Origin of the sequence: Streptomyces sp. MS191, from assembly GCF_008042125.1 — a bacterium.
In the GTDB taxonomy this organism is placed as follows: Bacteria; Actinomycetota; Actinomycetes; order Streptomycetales; family Streptomycetaceae; genus Streptomyces.
Map to the genome: position 1 here is coordinate 2,811,625 of NZ_RDBI01000040.1, position 16,955 is coordinate 2,828,579.

The window sequence follows — 16,955 nt, forward strand, 5'->3', positions numbered from 1 at the left end:
GGGTCAGCGGCCGGGGCCGCGGGGGATGGCCTGCGCGCGGATGACGAGCCGGGTGCGCTGCACCATGAGCACGGCGATCGAGAGCAGCAGCGCGGTGCGGACGCCGCGGAGGACGGTCGCGGGGCAGCCGGTCGGCCACAGTGTGATGAGCACGGTGTAGAGACAGAGGCCGCCGACGGCGCCGGCGAACAGCATCAGGTTGCGGCCGACGGCCGAGCGCCACCAGGGCGCGCGGACGTGGTAGACGACAGCGAACGTCGCGCACATCAGGAACGCGGCGCAGGACGCTGCCGTGTTGATCCACTGGTCTACAGCCAGGTCAGGCATGGGGCACTCCCCGGTACGCCGCGGCGATCCTCTCCGCGAAATGGTTCTCGTAGCGGGCCAGTCGGAGCACCTCCGCCGCGGCCTCGACCTCGGGCCGCCGGGCCTCGGCTGCGATTCGGTCCCGCTGTGCGCGAGCGAGCGCGCCGCCGGCCGCGCGCTGGCCGGCCGTTGGGTGGCGCCTACCGATCAGACGCATCAGCCAGATCCGCATCCGCATCCGCTCCCACCTCCCCCGATTTCGGCAGGGAGGTGAGGACGTGGCCAGCCGTGCGCGACAGTTCGAGCAGCTCGGTGACCTGCTCGCGTTCCGCCTGCCGCGCCGCTTCGGACTCGATGTGCGCGGCGCGCCACGTGTCCCGCTCCTCCCGCATGTCGAGCAGGGTGGAGCGGGGCACGAGTCGGCCCGTCAAGATCAGTAAAACCACTAGCCCCATGAGCCCAGTCAGGCCCAGGTCGGTCGGGGTGAAGCCGAGAATGTCGGTCACGACGGTCTCGCCCCCTTGAGTCGGGTCGGGCACGGGCAAGGTCAGGCGCCCGCCTGCGAGCGAGGGGCAGCCGGGCTGACCTGCCCGCGGGTGATGAGCCCGAGGACGGCGAGGACCACGGCATTCAGCGCGCCGACGGTCTCGGCCGATACGTTGAGCCCGTAGGCGGCGAGCAGCGCGACGCCGGCGGCGACGAGGCCGGTGAAGGCGCTGGGCGCGATCGGCCGGGTCACGGCCGCCGTGGCTGCGGCGAACACCGCGGACACGACGGCGACGAGTGCGCCAGCCTGCTCGGCGGACAGGCCGAAGTTGAAGCTGACGATCAGCGACAGGGCTGCGCTGACGGCGGCGATGATGAGCGCCGGCTCACGTCCGAACGTCCTCACGACTGGGCCTCCTTGAGGGAAGCGACCTCGGCCTTGACCTCGTCCACAGCGGCCAGGATGTCTGCGGTGTTCTGGTCGGCCCACCGGATGAAGGTCGACAGACGGCGGGTCGGGTCCGTGCCGGGCGCTGCGGTCGGGCTCTCCAGCCTGGTGTTGAGCAGCCGCTCGGTGACCTTGGTGGCGATGCGGTCCATCTCGTACTCGGTGAGCGTCACGGGCGTCTCCTTCGGGGGTGTGGTGGTCGTGGTCGGGGGGGTAGTGGTGGACGTCTTCTTGGGGACGGATGCTGCCTTGGTGCCGCCGAGAGCGGGGTCGGCGCTGATGGTGCCCTCGTCGAACTGGGGGATGCCGTAGCCGTAGGGGCTTCCGGCGCCGCGGCGGGGGCGCTTGCGCTCGTACACGCCATCCCCTTGGTACGAGCCGCCCGAGTTGGTGTTGCCTTCGACCGTCCAGATCCAGTCGGCGTCGTAGGCGGTGACGACGCCGACGTGGTCTTGGCCTGCGCTGCCGAGGTAGAAGGGCCCACCGAGGACGGGGTACTCGGTCCAGCGGCCGGCCTTCTTCCACCACTGGACGGCGGTGTAGCAGGACGCGGTGATGGGCCACAGCGAGCGGGCGCCGAGCTTGTTGGCGCCCCAGGCGGTGAAGGTCGCGCACCACGCCTGCCAGTCGCTCCACTCCAGGCCGGGCGTCTCGTCACTGAACTTCTGGTCGTTGTTCCAGTTGCCGGACGGATCGCGGCCCTCGTGGTACCCGGTCTGGGATCTGAGGAGGTTCACGAACGCGGTACGAGAGAAGCCCATGCAGGCCTCCAGACATGAGGAAGGCCCCGGCCGGCGGCGCGGGGCGGACGAGGTGGGGCGGCGTCAGGCGGCGGCCTCGTAGGTGAGCGTGCATCTGAGGATGTTGGTGTTCGCCCAGGTGAACGGCACCGTCGCAGTGCAGGCCGACAGGTTGGACACCGCGGTGGTGGCGGGGAACCAGATACCGAACGTGGTCGCGTTGTTGTTCACGGTCGTGTGGCCGGCGGCCCGGATTGAACCGGACGCCTGTGCGGTGCCGATCCGGATACCGGGCGAGGTCGTCGAGGCGGCGGGCAGGCTCATCGACCACTGCCCGGAGCCGTAGGTCGTGGTGCTGCCCGCGGTCATCTCCGCGTGGACCTGCACGGTCCGGCCCAGCTTCATGTACAGGCCGGCGATGCTGCCGTTGTTCAGCACCGGGTTGGTGGTAGCCGCGGTCCACGCCGGCGTGTACGACGTCCAGGCCGCCAACATGCTGGAGATCTGGTCGCGGATCTCCTGGTTGAGTAGGGCGGCGGTCACGACCTCGCCGACCACCCAGGTCCGGGGAGCGAACGTCATCGGGTCATCTCCTGCCGGGCTCGGGGCACACTGCGCTTCACCACGGGTGTGGGCAGCGTCGGGCTGGCCTCGGGGGCGTCGGCGTTGTCCCAGTTCCGCAGGTGCGGCAGCTCCTCGAGGACCGCGGTCTCCGCCGCGGCGACGTCCTCGGGGAACTCGACGACGATCCAGCCGTAGCCGCATTCTGTGCAGGCCATCCGGGGGTCGTCGGGGGTGACGACCTGCGCGGAGCCGCACGGGCAGTCCGCGACCCAGCGGCCGTGGTTGATGCGGGCCCAGACCTGCTGTCCCAGGATGTAGCCGTCGGGCGGGATGAGGTGCCGCTGCTGGCGCTGCTCGACCCAGCGCCAGACCCGCTCGGCCGGCGGTACCAGGTCCCAGTCGGTGGGCGGCTGGTCGGGCGGCGGGGTGTAGAACGTCTCGGCCCGCGTGATCGGGATCGGCACGAGGTCGTCTCCTCTCAGTAGGCGAGCCGGGTGGTGGACCCGAGGACGGAGTAGGTGGCGTCGTCCAGGACCCACACGGCGTCCGTGTACGTCCTCGACGTGTGGAAGTTGAGCAGGTGGCGGGACTGGCCGATGGCCTCGGTGTAGCCCTCGACGGTGACGGTCGCCGTGCTGCTCGGCGCGGTCGCCGGCATGCTGGCCACGGCCAGGACGGTGGAGATGTCAGCGTTCATCAGGGCCTGGTAGGTGGCGTCCGGCATCGAGTAGGCGTCGATCGGGACCTGCCGGATCTCCGATCGGCTCTCGCCGTAGCGGGAGACCAGCCAGTACGCCGCGTCGAGAACCTGCAGATCGCTCGTCTTCAGCAGCTCCAGTTCCTGGCGGCGCGGCCCGAAAGCCTCGCGGCTCTCGGCGCTGGCCACCCGCTGCGTCGCACCGCCGGGCCTGGACGCGGTGACGGTGTTGATGAGCTTCTGGGTGTCGGTGGCCGAGGAGACGCCGCCGGTCTCCAGGTCGGCGTAGGTGAGGGTGATCGCGGGGGTGGGGTTGTAGCGGACGGTCCGGGACTGGAAGACCAGACTCGCGCTGCCGCGGTGGGTGGCGAGCTTGCCGCCCTCGGTGGTCTCGACCTGCCGCATCATCTCCAGCGCGGTCCGGCCGCCCTCGCCCTGCGAGGCGACCGGGCTGAACGTGCCGGAGGTGACCAGGCCGCCGATGCCGGTGTAGCCGGCCAGCCGCAGCACCCTGTCGTCCGCGTCCTCCCCAGAGAACCCAGTGGCACCGGCCGCGTAGTGCGCCATGAACAGGGGCGCGGACAGCACGCCCGCGGGGGCGTGCAGGGCGACGTGCGAGATGCTGCCCGACCACAGCCGGTCGCTCGCGTGGCCGCCGATGCTCAGGTGCCGGAGCTCCACCATGCCGTCGACCAGGACCGCGTAGCCGGTGCCGCCGTCCACGTAGATGTAGCCGCCCTGCTCGTCGTAGACGATGTGATGCGGCACGCCGTCGGCCAGGTTCGGGCTGGTGGTGACGACGTCGATGTACCCGGACAGCGGCCCGCCGACGATGGTCGTCTGGATGCGGAGTTTCCCGGTGCCGTCGAGGCTGATGATGATCTGGTAGAGCCCGCTGTCGGACCGCAGCGAGAACAGCACCCTCCCGGCGGTCGAGGTGGTGAACCACGCCTCCAAGAACAGGTAGGCCAGGCTCGATGCGTCAGCGAAGCCAGTCCCCAGGTCCGCGGTCAGGATCTTCCCTGCGGTGGCGGACGCCGGGGTGAACACCGGGGCGGTCAGGCCGTCGGCCGGCGGGCCTGCGTCCTCCCCGAATGTGAGCGTGCCGCCGCTGCCGACCTGGGTGATGGCCAGCGCCCCGGTCCCGGAACCGGCGATGTCGCCCGCGGTGGTGGAGTCGGCCGGCTCGGACAGCGGGTAGTAGGCCAGCGGCCCGAGCTGCAGGATCTCCTCGACGAGCATGGGCTGCAGCGCGTCGTCGCCCTGGAGCAGGTTGAACAGGTCGGCCGCGGTGACGGTGACCGTGTCCTCCAGTCCGTTCCACCCCTGGATCCAGTCCGTGACCGCGCCGTAGAACCGCCGGTAGGTGACACCGGCGACGATGACGCTGACGCGGATGGGGCAGCTCGGCCGAATGAACGGGTAGTACGGGCTGGAGGCGTTGCCCTCGGTGAACCGTCCGTCCCGGTTGTCCAGCATCAGGCTGCAGGTTCCGGGCTGGATCTGAGACAGCTCATCCGAGGCGCCGCGCGTGATCCGGATCTGCGACCGGGCCACGTCGGCCCACTGCGTGATGTCCGTCCAGGTGATGGCGGAGCCGGCCGGGGCGTACCCGAACCCGGCCTCCACCAGGATTGTCGACGTCACTGCATGATCACCCCCGTCGGGTAGCCGTACCGTCGGTTCAGGCTCACGAGCAGAGTGCGCACCTGCTCGGCCGTGGCGATGGGGTCGATCGCTCCCTGGATCGTGACGTTCACGGTCATCCCTCCCCGCCCGCCGGACACGCCGCCTGCGGCCGCCAGTGCCCGCGGCGCAGCGGGCTGCAGTGCCGACATGCGGGCGCCGACCGCGTCCACTGCCCGGCCCACCATCGGCAGCGAGGCGAGCGTGCCGCCCGCGATGCTGCCGCCGAAGTTGTGGCCTACGCCGTGGCCGACCCGGCTCGGGCTCCGGATGCCCAGGGCCTTCTTGATCGCCCGCTCCATGCCCCGGGCGATCGCCACCATCTGCTGTTCGATGGCCTTCTGCTGGGAGGCGAGGCCGGTCAGGAACCCGCGCCCCGCGTTCTTCCCGGCGTCGTACATGACGTCGGCGCCGGCAGCGCCAAGTGCGTCCGTCGCCTTGTCGAGGTCGGTCTGCGTGCGGTTGATCGACGACAGGCCGGACATCGACATGCCCGCCAGAGCGGAGGCGTAGGCGTACCCGGACTCCGGGCCCATGGCCAGGATCTGCCGCAGCAGGCTCTTGGACAGGCCGCGCTTGCCGAGGACCTGGATGTAGCTGGCGAACTGCTTGACCCTGGCCAGCTTCTGGGAGAGGCCGGACTGGATGCTGCTGCCGCTGACCTGCTCGGCATCCAGACCGAGACTGCTCAGGCCGGACTGCTCACGCGCTGCCGAGGTGAGCTCGCCACGATACTTGTTCGCCTCGGCGATCCGGGCAGCGAGCGCGTCCCGCTGGGAGGCGAGGGACTGCAGGCGCTTGGTGTCCCGGTCCACCATCCGCACCAGGGTGGTGTCCTTGGTTGACCGGGTGCCTTCCCACGCCTTCCAGATGTCCTTGGCCAGGTCCTTCGCCGTGGCGGCGATGGCCGCCTTCGACCCGGTCAGGCCCTTGACGACGCCGGCCCTCAGGTCCTGCATGAGGGCGATCGCCTTCTTGGACGGGGAGGCGATCTGCAGCTCGGTCCGGATGCCCTGCGGGATCCCGGCCGCCATGTGCTGTGCAGCCTGGTCGACCGCGCCACGGGACTTCAGCATGCCCGCGACCAGGCCGCGGGCCGCGTCCTGCCCGAGGCCGGTCGTCTGGCCGCCCATGGCCGGCAGGGACGGAGCCCCGGCCATCGCGGTCGGCGCTCCCGAGGATCCGGGAGTGGCGCCCACGCGGCCGGCGTTCAGCGCGTCCATGAACGCCAGGCCGTACTTCGACACGGAGGATGCCTTGACGACGTACTCGCCGTCGGACGCCCACAGCGGGATGCTGTCCGACGTCGAGGTGCCGGGCCCGAAGACCGGGCCACCGCGTGCCCGCTCCCGGCCGCCGGATCCCTTCGGGTGGCCGACGGTTCCGTGCGCCGTGCGGAACACGGTCTGGACGTAGGTGGTGGACGTCTTGCCGTTCAGCTGGTCCAGCTCGCGTCGGGCCTGCAGGATCTTCTCGTGCAGGTCGGCGATGTTCGCCCGGAGCTTGGCCTGCCGCTCCGGAGGCAGGCCCGCCATCTTGGACTTGGCGGTGGCGATCTGGCTCGTCCAGTTGTCGATGTTCAGCTTCAGCTTGCCGGCCTGCAGCTTCGGCGCCGCCGACTGGGCGAACTCTCGGGTCTTCTGCTCGGCTGTCAGCAGGCCCTGGACGTAGGAGTCCTTGAACTGGCCGAACTCCCGCTCCGCCGTGCGCAGCTTGTCGCCGATCCCCGGGATCCAGCCGAACGACTTGGAGGCGCCCCACAGGATGACGCCCAGGGCGTTGAGCACGCCGGTGGACATGATCCGGAACAGGGCGATCACTCGCGGCAGGTTCTCCAGGGCGATGCCCGTCATGTCGATGACGACGCCGCCGAAGATCCGGCTGGCCTCCTGGATGCCCTGCTTGTTCCGCTCGATGGCCTCGGACAGGCGCTGGAACGGGCCGCGCATCTTGTCGACCTCACCGGCCGAGGGCAGCAGCGCGCCGAAGATCGCCGACGCGACGCCCTCGATGGTGGGCTTGATGATGGCCAGGACCTGGTTCACGGACTTCACCGCGAACATGACGTCCTTGAACACGGGGCTGAGGAAGGTCAGGGCCTTGCCCAGCGCGTCGAGGACGTTCGACGTGAGCGAGCCCATGAGCTTCATCGACTCGCCGAAGACGGGCCCGAAGGTCTTGGCGACCGCGCCGGAGAACCGGCCGATCGCGGGCAGCAGGGTGTTGAGCGAGGTGAAGAACCCGTTGAGGAATGCGGCGCTGCCGCCGATCCCGGACTTGAGTCCTTCGAACATGCCGGGCAGGCCCTTGCCGAGCAGGCCGCTGATGCCGGTGGAGAACGCCTTGAGCGTCGGCCCGGAGGCGGCGCCGAAGCTGAACAGGCTGCGAACGAAGGGACCCATGCTGCGGGTCATGTCCTGGACGAACGTATTGCCGAGCTTGAGGGTGGAGTTGAAGTCCTTCTGGAAGCCGGAGTCCTTCATCAGCCGGCCGACGCCGCGGGCAGCGTTGCCGAACCTGCGGCCCATCTCGGTCATGGCCTTGCCGAGGATGTCGACGACCGGCTTGGAGTCCTTCAGCGCCTGGGTGAAGCCGGGCAGCATCGCCTTCTGGATCTGCGGGGCGAACGCCGTGAACTGGCCCTTCAACCCGACCAGGGCCTTGGTGAACTCCCGCGCCTCCGGGCTGAGCTTCTTCAGCGCGGCGGCGTACTTCTTCTTGTCCTCGCCCGCCAGGGCGGCCGCCTCGCCGACGCCCTTGAACCCGAGCGCCAGGGTTCCGGCCGCGACGCCGAGGCCGGCCATCATGGGCACGAGAGCCCCGATCGCCGGCAGCAGTGTCAGGACGACGATGGCGGCGATGGCGCCCAGCACTCCGGACAGGCCGCCGCCCGCGCTGCCGAGCTCGGCGCTCGCGCTTCCGGCCGAGGAACCGACCCGGCGCAGCATGGGCGACAGCCCGTTCGCGTCGTCCCCGAGCAGGCGGGCGGCCTCGCCTGCCGAGAGGAACCGGCCGCGCAGGTCGCGCAGCCGGCCGTTGGCATCCTGGGTGAACTGCCGCACGCTGGCGTTGCTGCCGGTCATCGAGTCGTCGATGCGGCGGTGCAGCCGGGCGGCAGAGTCGCCCGCGTTGTTCAGCACGCGGGTGAGGTTGTCCCGGCCGTCCAGGGTGAAGGTCATCCGCTCAGCCATCGCCTTGCACCGCCTTACTCGCTTGGGCCTGGTGCTCGTCGATCCAGGCGGTGAGGACCTCGAACTGCTCGACGGTCAGGTTCTCGACGACCTCAGGGGTGTAGCCGAGGAGATGGCCGAACAGCCCGAGGTAGGTCAGGACCCGGACTTCGAGGTCTTGCTCTTGGAGGAGGCCGGCTCTTTTGGGCCGCCCTCCCGGAACTTGGCGATGTACTCCGCGGCGGCCTCCGGGTCCGCGGCATGGCGCGCGGCCTCGTCGTAGGCGGCGTCGATCTCCTCCTCGGTGCCGGGGGCCTTGGAGATCTGCTCGCAGAAGTCGGCGACCTCGCGCGCGTCGAACCGGGAGACGAGCTCCTCAACCTCCGGGTCGAAGTCCCCGTACCGCAGGGTCGGCTCGGTGCGCTTCTTGATGACCCAGGCGATGGCCCGCATGGCCTCAGGGTCCCCGTCGAGCAGCCCGGCCTTGACCTGTGCCCAGCTCATGTCTGTGGTGCGGGAGACGATCTGCGCCTCCGAGGTCTTGATCTTGCGGGCGTCGAAGCGCTCTTCGTCGCCCTCGGCGGGGCGGTGGATCACGATCAAGGCGGGGTCCTCTCAGTCCAGCCAGCGCCGGACGTCGTTCAGGGTGCGCTCCACTTCGGCGCGCATCCGGGGGGTGTGCTGTTGGACTGTCTTGTCCCACCACAGCGGGGTGGTCCAGTTGTTGGCCCAGCGCTTGCGGTTGCCGAACACCTGGTGCCTGATCCGGCCGTTCGCGTTGTTCATGACCCACGGCATCGTCTTGAGGTCGGACGGCAGCGCGGACCGGTCTACCCAGACACGGGCGCCGGGGTTGCCCGAGGTGCGGACCGAGAGGCGCACGGCCTCGGCGATCGTCGCTCGCAGCGGCCGGGTGGTCGGTGACGAGCCGCCCCGGCTCCCGGCCTTGCGGGGCTCTGCCCTGATCGGCAGGTCCCGGATGGTGCGCTGCAGGTCGGTGTACAGCGGCTCGGCCGCGCGGCGGATCCGACGCTGCATGTTCTGCCGGAGCCGGGACCCGCCTGCCGCATTCAGTCGGCGGGCCAGGTCCAGGAGTTGGCCGGTGCCGTGAATCTGTACGGAGCCGACAGCCATGGGAGCACCTCCGTCACAGCGTGACGTCCGTGGACATGAACTCGATGGCCGTCAGGTTGGTTCCGTCGTACAGACCGGTGAAGGAGAACGTGGGTTTCACGACTCCCGGCCCGTCTACCTGCGGCGGTGCGTCATCGAACTTGATCGCAGGCACCTTGATCCGGAACGTCTCGGCGTAAGTACTTGCGATGATCGGCCCGATGAACTCCCACACCAGGCTGGTTGCACCGTCGCTGGTGTGGAGGTCGTCGATCGTGGTCGCGACGTAGTCCATCTCGATGGAGCCGGTGATCTTGACGAGGTCGTTGGAGATCGGCTCAGCCTTCAGCGCAGTGCTGTTGGCGTAGAAGCGGTCAGTCGCCTGCGGCCGCTCGATCTTCACGGACACCTTGCGGACGCCGTCGAGCGCAGTCTCCGCCCCGAAGCTGCCGGTCTTCAGGCCCATCTGCCCGAAGTGGAACGGCGACATGTTGGAGTACGAGGCGGCAGCCAGCGTCTGGGTCTCGTCCGAGTTCTTCCCGTCGAACTCGAACGAGACGGTCAGCATGCCGCCGACCTCGCACGAGAACTCAGCCGAGATGATCTTGCAGCCGACGAGCGACTTGTCGGTGACGGTGCCGGTCGTCATCGGGATCCCAACCTGGATCGAGAGAGACTTGCCCCAGGTATCGGCCAGCGTGTGGGTCTGCAGGTAGGCAGTCGTGACCGCCTGCTGGACGGGCGTGACCGTGGTCCCCATCAGCGCCTGGAGGAACAGCCCCATGGCCTTGTTGGTGACCTCCATCTCGATGGAGCCGGTCACCTCCTTCTGGGTCACCACACGCCGCGAAGACAGAGCCACCAGGCGCCCGGCGGCCATGCCGGCGCTCTGTGCTGTGGTCTTCTTCAGGGCGAGGCTTTCCTTGGTGAACTCGACGAACTTCGTCGGAGCCACGAACGTCCCGTAGGTCGACTCGGCCGCGATGCCGATCTGTGCGCCGAGTCCGGATCCGATCGCCATGATCAGGCCTCCTTCGTTGCGGACTTGGCCGCGGTCTTCTTCGCGGCACCCGGTTCCTCGACCGGCTCCCACGTCGTGGTCTGGCAGACGTAGCCGTCGAACCGGGCATCCGGTACCTCGACGAGCTCGTCGGGCTGGATCTCTCGGCCGCCGAGCTCCGGCACGGTGACCGGCTCCGGGCCGATGTAGCGCACACGCGCCATCGCTAACTCCTCAGGGGTTGGGTGGGTCAGATACGGGCGTGGTACGCCACGGTGAACACGAGGCCGGCCAGGGCCTCGGTGTCCGAGGACTCCTGGATGAGGGACCCGGTAGTCAGCTGCGCCCACAGGACCGTGCCGTTCAGGGTCGGCGCCTCCGGGGCTGCGTCCGTGGCGCGCAGTGCGTCCTCGACGGCGGCCACGATCCCGAAGGCGCGGCCCCGCCGCAGGGACATGTCCTTGTCGCCGGCGCGGGTCTCGGCGTAGCAGGAGATCAGCCCCTCCTCGTCCCGGCGCCTGGCGCCCGCGGAAGCGAAGGACTGCTGGATGTCCACCGCCTGCTCGCCGTTCGGCGACCAGCCGACGTACACCCGGTGCCTCTCGGTCATGTTGTTCGAGGGCGGGCCGTCGATGACCCGGACGCCGCCCAGGCCGGGCGCGGCGCGCAGGATCGCGAGCAGGGCATCGACGGCGGCCGGTGCCGCGGAGGTGGCCATCACGCCACCGCCGGGGCGATCTTGTACGGCTCCAGCAGCTGCAGGACCCGGTTCGGGATGGCGTATCCCCAGCCGGGGGCGGGCTCGTTCACGTCGAAGTCGTCGGCCCTGCCGGCACCGCGCGCCGCGCCGTACTGGGTTCGCCACAGGTGCTGCAGCAGGATGAGCGCCGCGGTCTTGATGGTCGCGGGAATCTCTCCCCGGCCGGCCGTGTACGTCACCGTCCACAGCCCGCCGCGGAACGTGCCGCCGTCCAGCCGCCGAACGATGCCCGTGGCGCCGTCGAGGTGCACGCTGCTGACGTCGACCGCCTGCCCGCTCGTCAGCACGGGCAGGATCGAGGTCAGCGCCACGGCGGGCACGCTCGTCAGGCACAGGGTCGGTGACCGGCCCTCCAGTACCTCGGCCACGGACCGATTGAGCACGGGTCCGACGTGGCGCTCGATGCTGGCGGTCAGGGCGTTGACGTAGCCAGTCAGCTCGGTGTCGTGGTCAGTGGATTCGATGTCGAGCTGGGCCTTGGCCTCGGCCAGCGTCAGCAGCGCCATGGCGACCCCCTTGCTACTTCTGGGTGGCCGGCTTGGCTGCGGGCTTGGCCCGGCCGGCAGCCTTCTCCGGCTCGCCCGGCGCGACCGCGTTCTCCTCGCCGGGGGCCTCGCCGTCGTCCTCCTCGGCCAGACCGCCGGCGAGCAGCTGCTTCGCCTCGTCTTCCGGGAGCTCGAGTGTGCCGCCGCGCTCTGGCCAGGCCTGGCCGTCGCGGGTGCCGGAGATGGTGACCTTCATGCGAACTCGCATTGCTGCGTCCTCCTACAGGGGTACGGCCGGGCGGCCGCCGAGGGCAGCCGCCCGTCTCGGTGATGGCTCAGGTCGCGGCGCCGGCGAACACCTTCAGCGCGCCGGTCTGGTCGACGGTCAGGCCGTCCGCGCGGATGATCGCCCGGAACGTCGTGAGGTCGGAGTTGAACGCGTAGTCGTCGGAGCGCTCGAACCGGACGCCGCCCGCCATGCGGACGAAGTACGCGGAGAAGTCACCGAAGATCACGGACTTCGCCGTCGTCGCGACAGCGGCCACGTTCGGGTCGGTGTACACCGGCTTACCGAGCAGGGTGTCCGGGGCGCCGACCTGGATGGAGGGCTGCCACAGGTACTGGTTCTGGCTGTCCTTCAGCTTCCGCACCGCGCCGAGGGTGGCGTCCCGCATCATCCAGCCGCACGACTGGCTGTTGCGGTACGGGGCGATGACGCTGAAGTACAGGTCGATCAGGTTGTCCGCGGTGAACGCGCCCGCGACACCGGTGCCGCCGGTCACGCCGGTCGACGCCGAGGTGACGATGCCGGTCGGCTTGGACGAGCCGTCACCGGTGATGGCGTGGACGCCGAACGCGTTGCCCAGCGCGCGGCCGGCCTGCATGGCCAGGTAGCCCTCGAGGTCGACGCCCGTGTCGGACAGCAGCTCGGACGACGCCTGCAGCAGGACGCCGTACTTGTAGGCGCCCAGGGACCGCTTGGCGAACGCGGGGTCGGACTCGGTGATGGTCGCGGCCTCGGCGGTCAGCGCCGCGGAGGAGTGCGCCGTGGTGACCGGGACCTCGATGGTCTCGCCCGAGCTGGTGTTGAGGACGGTCGGGCCGGCCATCATCACGCCCGACACCTCGATGAGGTGGGCCATCAGCTGGCCGTAGAACGTGGTGGGGACGGTGTTGCCGCCGGCGGTCGCCGTGCCCTTGGTCAGGTCACGGAAGCTGGCGCCGGTGGGGACGGCGATGTCGATGCTGCGCATCTCGCCGCGGGCCCAGCGCCGCAGGTCGCTGTCCTTCTTCTCGCCGACCGGGCCGGACTGGGGCTTGGCCAGCAGCCCGGAGAACGCCGCCTCGGCGTCCTTGGCGCGCTGCTCGGCGTCGACCATGTCCTTCACGCGCAGGTCGATCTGGTCGATCTCGCTGTTGATGCGCTGGTAGGTCTGCTCCTCCTCGGCGGTCAGGTCGCGCTTGTCGGCCTCGGCCGCGTCGAGCAGCGCCTTGGCCTGCTCCCAGGCAGCGTTGCGCCGCTCCTGGATCTGCTGAATGAACCTGCTCACGGGTGCCCTCCTGGGCAAGACGACGACACCCGCGGCCTGGTGCCGGGGTGCCTGATGGGATGGGGTGTCGAGGTGGGTGTCGCCCTGCCTCAGGGGGTGCGGCGCTGAAGGAGCTCGGCGCGTCGCTGCCGTACCGCGAGGACCGGGTGGGGGTCGCCCTGCCCGTCTTGCGGAGTCTGTGTGGTGGCCTGGCGGACGGCCTGTGCCAGCGCCGCCGGGTCCGCCTTGATGTCGATGACGACCTGGTGCTTCGGCGTCGCGAGGAACTGCTGCAGGTCGCCGGCCTCGGCGGCGGCCCGGATCTCCTCCAGCTCGGCGCCTGCCTTGTCGGCGAGGGACCGCAGCCCGGTGGAGGTGTCGAGGTAGGCCGGGGTGTTGACCGGGGCCACGTCGACCAGCTGCCCGGACAGCAGCGTCCGGACCGGGAAGCCCTGCTCGGTCATGCCCCAGTCGTCGGCGAACGTGTAGAACGCGAAGCTGGACCGGCGGACGTCGCCGCGCTGGACGAGCTCGTACACGTCCTCACGGGACGCGGGCACGTCCACGCTGTAGTCCAGACCGGTGCCGTCCGTGACCAGCCGCAGCGTCTTCGCGTCGGTTGTGCCCAGCAGGCGGTTGTCGTCGTGGTTGTAGCGGGCCAGCGCCTCGGGCCAGCCGTCGCCCTCCGACTTGGCGAAGAAGGCCGGGTCGATCCGTTCGACGAACCCACCCAGGTTCCGCGACAACGTGTTGAACTTCGCGGCGTACCCGCCGATCGTCCTCGCACCGCCGGCCGCCCGGACCTCCACGAGGCCGCGGGTGAACCGGCGTTCCTGCTGCTCGGTCATGGTTCCTCCGGGGCCACGGGGGCCTGGTAGTGGCCGGTGAGCTTCGCCCCGGCCTGGTTGAGGATCGCCCGCGCCTCGTCGGCGGTGAGCATGACGCCCACACCCGAACCGACCTTCTGGATCATCTCGACGATGTTGCGGGCGTTGGCCTGCTCCGGGTCGAGGCTGACCGACATCGCCGACGACAGCGGCAGGTACGTCTGGCCCAGGCCGCCGGGCAGCGGCGCCTCGTTCTCGATGGCGCGGACCTCGTCCCGGTTGCGCCAGCCCTGGTCCAGGGCCATGCCGTGCGCCTCGTAGCGCGACTTGAGGTCGGTGCGGATCATCGCGTCGGCGTTGAACGTGACCTCCTCGACCGGCGGCCGCAGCAGGGAGAACGCCTGCTCCAGGCGAGCCAGCCATGGGCGGAAGGTCCAGGTGGCCAGGTCGATGCTGTTCTGCTCGACCGTGTTGTACGTCAGGGACCCGCCGGTCTCGCCGCCGACCTTCTCCGGTGGCACCCCGTACCAGGCGGCGATCTGGTTGGCCGTGGCCTTGATCGTCTCCAGGAACTGGGACTCGTCGGCCGGCACGCTGATCGGCCGGTACTTCACCCCGCCGCCCAGGGCCACCACGTCGCGCGCGGCGGCGGCCTCCTTGAACCTCGCCTTCAAGATTCCGGCCGCTTCCTTCGACACCTCCTGGTCGGTCTCCAGGACCGCGGCCGGGGTCGAGCCGTTGGCGAACCAGTCACGGCCGAACTGCTGGGCCAGCAGCCCCGTCTCCGTCGTCACCATCAGGTAGCCGATGGGGGACAGGCCGAGGATCTGACCAGGCAGCGTGTACGCCGGGATGTGGAACATCTGCTCGGCCTCGAGACGCCGGCCCTTGTAGTACCAGACCGGGACGGCGGAGAAGTTGTCCTCGATGCTGACGTCGTCGGGGTGCAGCCACTCGATCTGTGAGGGCCAGCCGGCAGCGTCCGTGGCGACGATCAGGCCGTAGGCGTTGCCCCGCAGCGTCAGCGACGTGACCGCGCGATGCAGCCAGTCGTAGCGCGTGCCGACCGCGGACGGCCGCCGGAACAACGGGGGCAGCGGGGTGGGTCTGCGCTCCTCTCCGACGGCCACGAACGTCTTCATGGGCAGGGATGCCACCGAGTCCGCCAGCAGCCGTGTAGCGGCGTACACGGGCGCCAGTCGCAGGGCCCGCTCCTGCGAGCCGCCCCGCAGCACTGCGGGGTCGCCGCCCGATCCCCAGACGTCTTGGTACGTGATCGCACGCTGCTGCTGCCTGCGGCGGAAGGGCCACCACCAGCTCATGCCGATTCCCCTCTCACCACACGTTGCTCAGGATGTCCTTGGGCTTCTCTTCGACCTCGGCGGTCATGCCCCACTTCGCGAGGGTGGCCGCCACCAGGGGGCTGATGTCCATGCCGACGTTGCGGCGGGCCCAGGCCCAGGCGTCGCCCAGCGGCCGCGTCTGGGCGCCCGCCAAGGCCACCGCGAGGGACGGCTCGTCAAGGTGGGACAGGGACTGGTCGGCGACCGCGTCGTAGAACTGGCCGCAGGCTTGGGCGATCTGCCGGGCCTTGGGCTGCACCACCGTGATGCCCAGCCGATCCTCCAGGGCAGGGATCAGGGAGCCGGCCGGGCCACCGCCGTCGATGACCCAGCACCGCGGCGACCACTTCGCGTGCAGCTCGGCTGCCCGGTCCACCACCCAGCCCAGGCCGGGGCGGTGCTCCGGCACCTCGATGTGTGTGCCGCCCCGCCAGGGGGTGGCCGTGGCGATGGCGGCGTGCGAGCGCTCCGGGGTGGCGTCGATGGCGAAGACCACCGTGTCGCCCGGCTTGGCGGGGGGCTTGGCGTCCGCCAGGGCCCGCCAGGCGTCCTCGCCGATGACCTGCCAGGTGTCGGCCTCGTCGCTCGGGTACGTGCCCACACCGAGCCGCTCACGCTCGAAGATGCCGGACGTCCCCAGAGAGGCCCGCTCGTTGCGGACGAACTCATGGGAGATCAGGTAGCCCAGCGAGGGGTTCGCCTTCGCCCACGACGCCGGGTCGTCGGAGTCGTCGTGCGCCGTGCAGTCGGCCCGGCACTCGTCCACGTGCGGGTCCACCGACCACTCGAAGTACGCCAGCGACGGGTCCGGGACGCCGGCCTCGAGGGCCGCCAGCGCGCGACGCCTGAGACGGCCAAGCTGCACCGAGGGGGCGCCGATGCCAGCGCTGCCGTAGTACCAGAGCTGGGGGTTCTCGATCGCGGACATGGTGGGCATCAGGGCGCCCATGGCGTCGTCGCCCAACGCCATGGCCTCGTCGAGGATGTTGCAGTCGCCCGTCCACCCTCGACCGGACCCGCCGGAGCGGGCGATGAACTGCAGGGACTGCCCGGTCGTCAGCGTGATGGACGTCTCGGTGGTGTTGTTCAGCATCCGCTTGACGCGTTTCCGCAGGTCAGGGGTGCCGAGGATGAGGGACTGGACCCGCTGGAACGCCACCCGGCTCGTCTTGAACTCGTGAGCGGAGTGGATGATCAGCCGCTCGCCCAGCAGGTACAGGCCGGCCAGCTCGCGGGCCTCGATCAAACCGCCCTTGCCGTTCTGCCTCGGGACGTTCACGCAGCACTCGAAGGCGGCCCACTTGCCGTCCTTCCGCTCCCGCATGCCGACGTCCAGGACGTGCTGCTGCCAGGGGAAGAGATCCAGGCCGGCCAGCGCAGCCAGCTCCACGGCCTCCTGTGCCGCCGAGGACGTGAAGGCGGGCGGCGCGGTGTACAGCCGGGGCGTCTGGGCGCCCCGCGGCTCAGGCGCGGCGGGCACGGACAAGGCCGTCCCCCCGTCTCTTCGCGGCCAGCTCGTCACTCAGGGCGGTCACGGCGTCCTTCTCCTGGGCCAGCGGCGCCAGCTTCCGGAGGGCTTCGAGCACGGTGCGTAGCTCACGGGCGGCGTTCGACTGCGCGGTCACGTTGCCCGGGTTGTCAACCGCAGCGGCAAGCGAGAGTGCAAGTTGCGCAAGGCCAGGAGCTGACTCGCCGATACGGAGGTGATCGATCTCGGCCTGGGTCGCCTCGACGTTGCTCGCCATGATCACCCCCGCTTCGTGACTCAAAGTGACGGTTACGGAGAGTCGCTATTTACCCG

21 protein-coding genes are annotated in these 16,955 nt (G+C 70.1%); all 21 read right to left on the reverse strand.

What is annotated here, in order from left to right:
• Positions 1-3 precede the first annotated feature (3 nt).
• On the reverse strand, positions 4-327 hold the full coding sequence (locus EAO71_RS20030) for a putative phage holin (protein WP_261992195.1): 324 nt from the start codon (positions 325-327) through the stop codon (positions 4-6).
• Entirely contained in the window at positions 320-544 is a 225-nt protein-coding gene (locus EAO71_RS40300) for a DUF7620 family protein (protein WP_459112784.1), read from the reverse strand. Before EAO71_RS40300 ends, EAO71_RS20030 begins: the two co-directional genes overlap by 8 nt.
• Entirely contained in the window at positions 507-812 is a 306-nt protein-coding gene (locus EAO71_RS20035; RefSeq protein ID WP_147978958.1) for a hypothetical protein, read from the reverse strand. The genes EAO71_RS40300 and EAO71_RS20035 overlap by 38 nt, the downstream gene beginning before the upstream one ends.
• A 41-nt stretch (positions 813-853) precedes the next feature.
• The gene (locus EAO71_RS20040) at positions 854-1,198 is read right to left on the reverse strand and encodes a hypothetical protein (RefSeq protein ID WP_147978959.1); all 345 of its coding nucleotides are present in this window, start codon (positions 1,196-1,198) and stop codon (positions 854-856) included.
• On the reverse strand, positions 1,195-2,001 hold the full coding sequence (locus EAO71_RS20045; RefSeq protein ID WP_147978960.1) for a CHAP domain-containing protein: 807 nt from the start codon (positions 1,999-2,001) through the stop codon (positions 1,195-1,197). The genes EAO71_RS20040 and EAO71_RS20045 overlap by 4 nt, the downstream gene beginning before the upstream one ends.
• 63 nt (positions 2,002-2,064) lie before the next feature.
• Positions 2,065-2,562, reverse strand: a complete 498-nt coding sequence (locus EAO71_RS20050) for a hypothetical protein (protein WP_147978961.1) — start codon at positions 2,560-2,562, stop codon at positions 2,065-2,067.
• The gene (locus EAO71_RS20055; RefSeq protein ID WP_147978962.1) at positions 2,559-3,008 is read right to left on the reverse strand and encodes a hypothetical protein; all 450 of its coding nucleotides are present in this window, start codon (positions 3,006-3,008) and stop codon (positions 2,559-2,561) included. Before EAO71_RS20055 ends, EAO71_RS20050 begins: the two co-directional genes overlap by 4 nt.
• A 14-nt stretch (positions 3,009-3,022) precedes the next feature.
• Entirely contained in the window at positions 3,023-4,888 is a 1,866-nt protein-coding gene (locus tag EAO71_RS20060) for a LamG domain-containing protein (protein ID WP_261992196.1), read from the reverse strand.
• Positions 4,885-8,118, reverse strand: a complete 3,234-nt coding sequence (locus EAO71_RS20065) for a hypothetical protein (RefSeq protein ID WP_147978963.1) — start codon at positions 8,116-8,118, stop codon at positions 4,885-4,887. The genes EAO71_RS20060 and EAO71_RS20065 overlap by 4 nt, the downstream gene beginning before the upstream one ends.
• Positions 8,119-8,253: 135 nt before the next feature.
• Positions 8,254-8,700 carry a hypothetical protein gene (locus tag EAO71_RS20070; RefSeq protein WP_147978964.1) on the reverse strand — a complete coding sequence of 149 codons (447 nt, stop codon included), beginning with the start codon at positions 8,698-8,700 and terminating at the stop codon, positions 8,254-8,256.
• Between the two features lie 12 nt (positions 8,701-8,712).
• Positions 8,713-9,231: a hypothetical protein gene (locus EAO71_RS20075; RefSeq protein WP_147978965.1), complete on the reverse strand. Its 519-nt coding sequence runs from the start codon at positions 9,229-9,231 to the stop codon at positions 8,713-8,715.
• Between the two features lie 13 nt (positions 9,232-9,244).
• On the reverse strand, positions 9,245-10,231 hold the full coding sequence (locus EAO71_RS20080) for a phage tail tube protein (RefSeq protein WP_147978966.1): 987 nt from the start codon (positions 10,229-10,231) through the stop codon (positions 9,245-9,247).
• Positions 10,232-10,233: 2 nt separating this feature from the next.
• Positions 10,234-10,434 carry a hypothetical protein gene (locus EAO71_RS20085; RefSeq protein WP_147978967.1) on the reverse strand — a complete coding sequence of 67 codons (201 nt, stop codon included), beginning with the start codon at positions 10,432-10,434 and terminating at the stop codon, positions 10,234-10,236.
• 26 nt (positions 10,435-10,460) lie between these two features.
• The gene (locus tag EAO71_RS20090; protein WP_147978968.1) at positions 10,461-10,928 is read right to left on the reverse strand and encodes a hypothetical protein; all 468 of its coding nucleotides are present in this window, start codon (positions 10,926-10,928) and stop codon (positions 10,461-10,463) included.
• Positions 10,928-11,476: a head-tail connector protein gene (locus EAO71_RS20095; protein ID WP_147978969.1), complete on the reverse strand. Its 549-nt coding sequence runs from the start codon at positions 11,474-11,476 to the stop codon at positions 10,928-10,930. Before EAO71_RS20095 ends, EAO71_RS20090 begins: the two co-directional genes overlap by 1 nt.
• 13 nt (positions 11,477-11,489) lie before the next feature.
• Positions 11,490-11,723 carry a hypothetical protein gene (locus EAO71_RS20100; protein WP_147978970.1) on the reverse strand — a complete coding sequence of 78 codons (234 nt, stop codon included), beginning with the start codon at positions 11,721-11,723 and terminating at the stop codon, positions 11,490-11,492.
• 67 nt (positions 11,724-11,790) lie between these two features.
• Positions 11,791-13,005 (reverse strand): phage major capsid protein, encoded by a 1,215-nt coding sequence (locus EAO71_RS20105; RefSeq protein WP_187282715.1) that lies wholly within the window; start codon positions 13,003-13,005, stop codon positions 11,791-11,793.
• A gap of 89 nt (positions 13,006-13,094) precedes the next feature.
• Positions 13,095-13,832 (reverse strand): HK97 family phage prohead protease, encoded by a 738-nt coding sequence (locus EAO71_RS20110; protein WP_147978972.1) that lies wholly within the window; start codon positions 13,830-13,832, stop codon positions 13,095-13,097.
• Positions 13,829-15,133 (reverse strand): phage portal protein, encoded by a 1,305-nt coding sequence (locus EAO71_RS20115; protein WP_147978973.1) that lies wholly within the window; start codon positions 15,131-15,133, stop codon positions 13,829-13,831. Before EAO71_RS20115 ends, EAO71_RS20110 begins: the two co-directional genes overlap by 4 nt.
• 13 nt (positions 15,134-15,146) lie before the next feature.
• On the reverse strand, positions 15,147-16,634 hold the full coding sequence (locus EAO71_RS20120; protein WP_261992197.1) for a terminase: 1,488 nt from the start codon (positions 16,632-16,634) through the stop codon (positions 15,147-15,149).
• On the reverse strand, positions 16,618-16,899 hold the full coding sequence (locus EAO71_RS20125; RefSeq protein ID WP_147978974.1) for a hypothetical protein: 282 nt from the start codon (positions 16,897-16,899) through the stop codon (positions 16,618-16,620). The genes EAO71_RS20120 and EAO71_RS20125 overlap by 17 nt, the downstream gene beginning before the upstream one ends.
• Positions 16,900-16,955 lie beyond the last annotated feature (56 nt).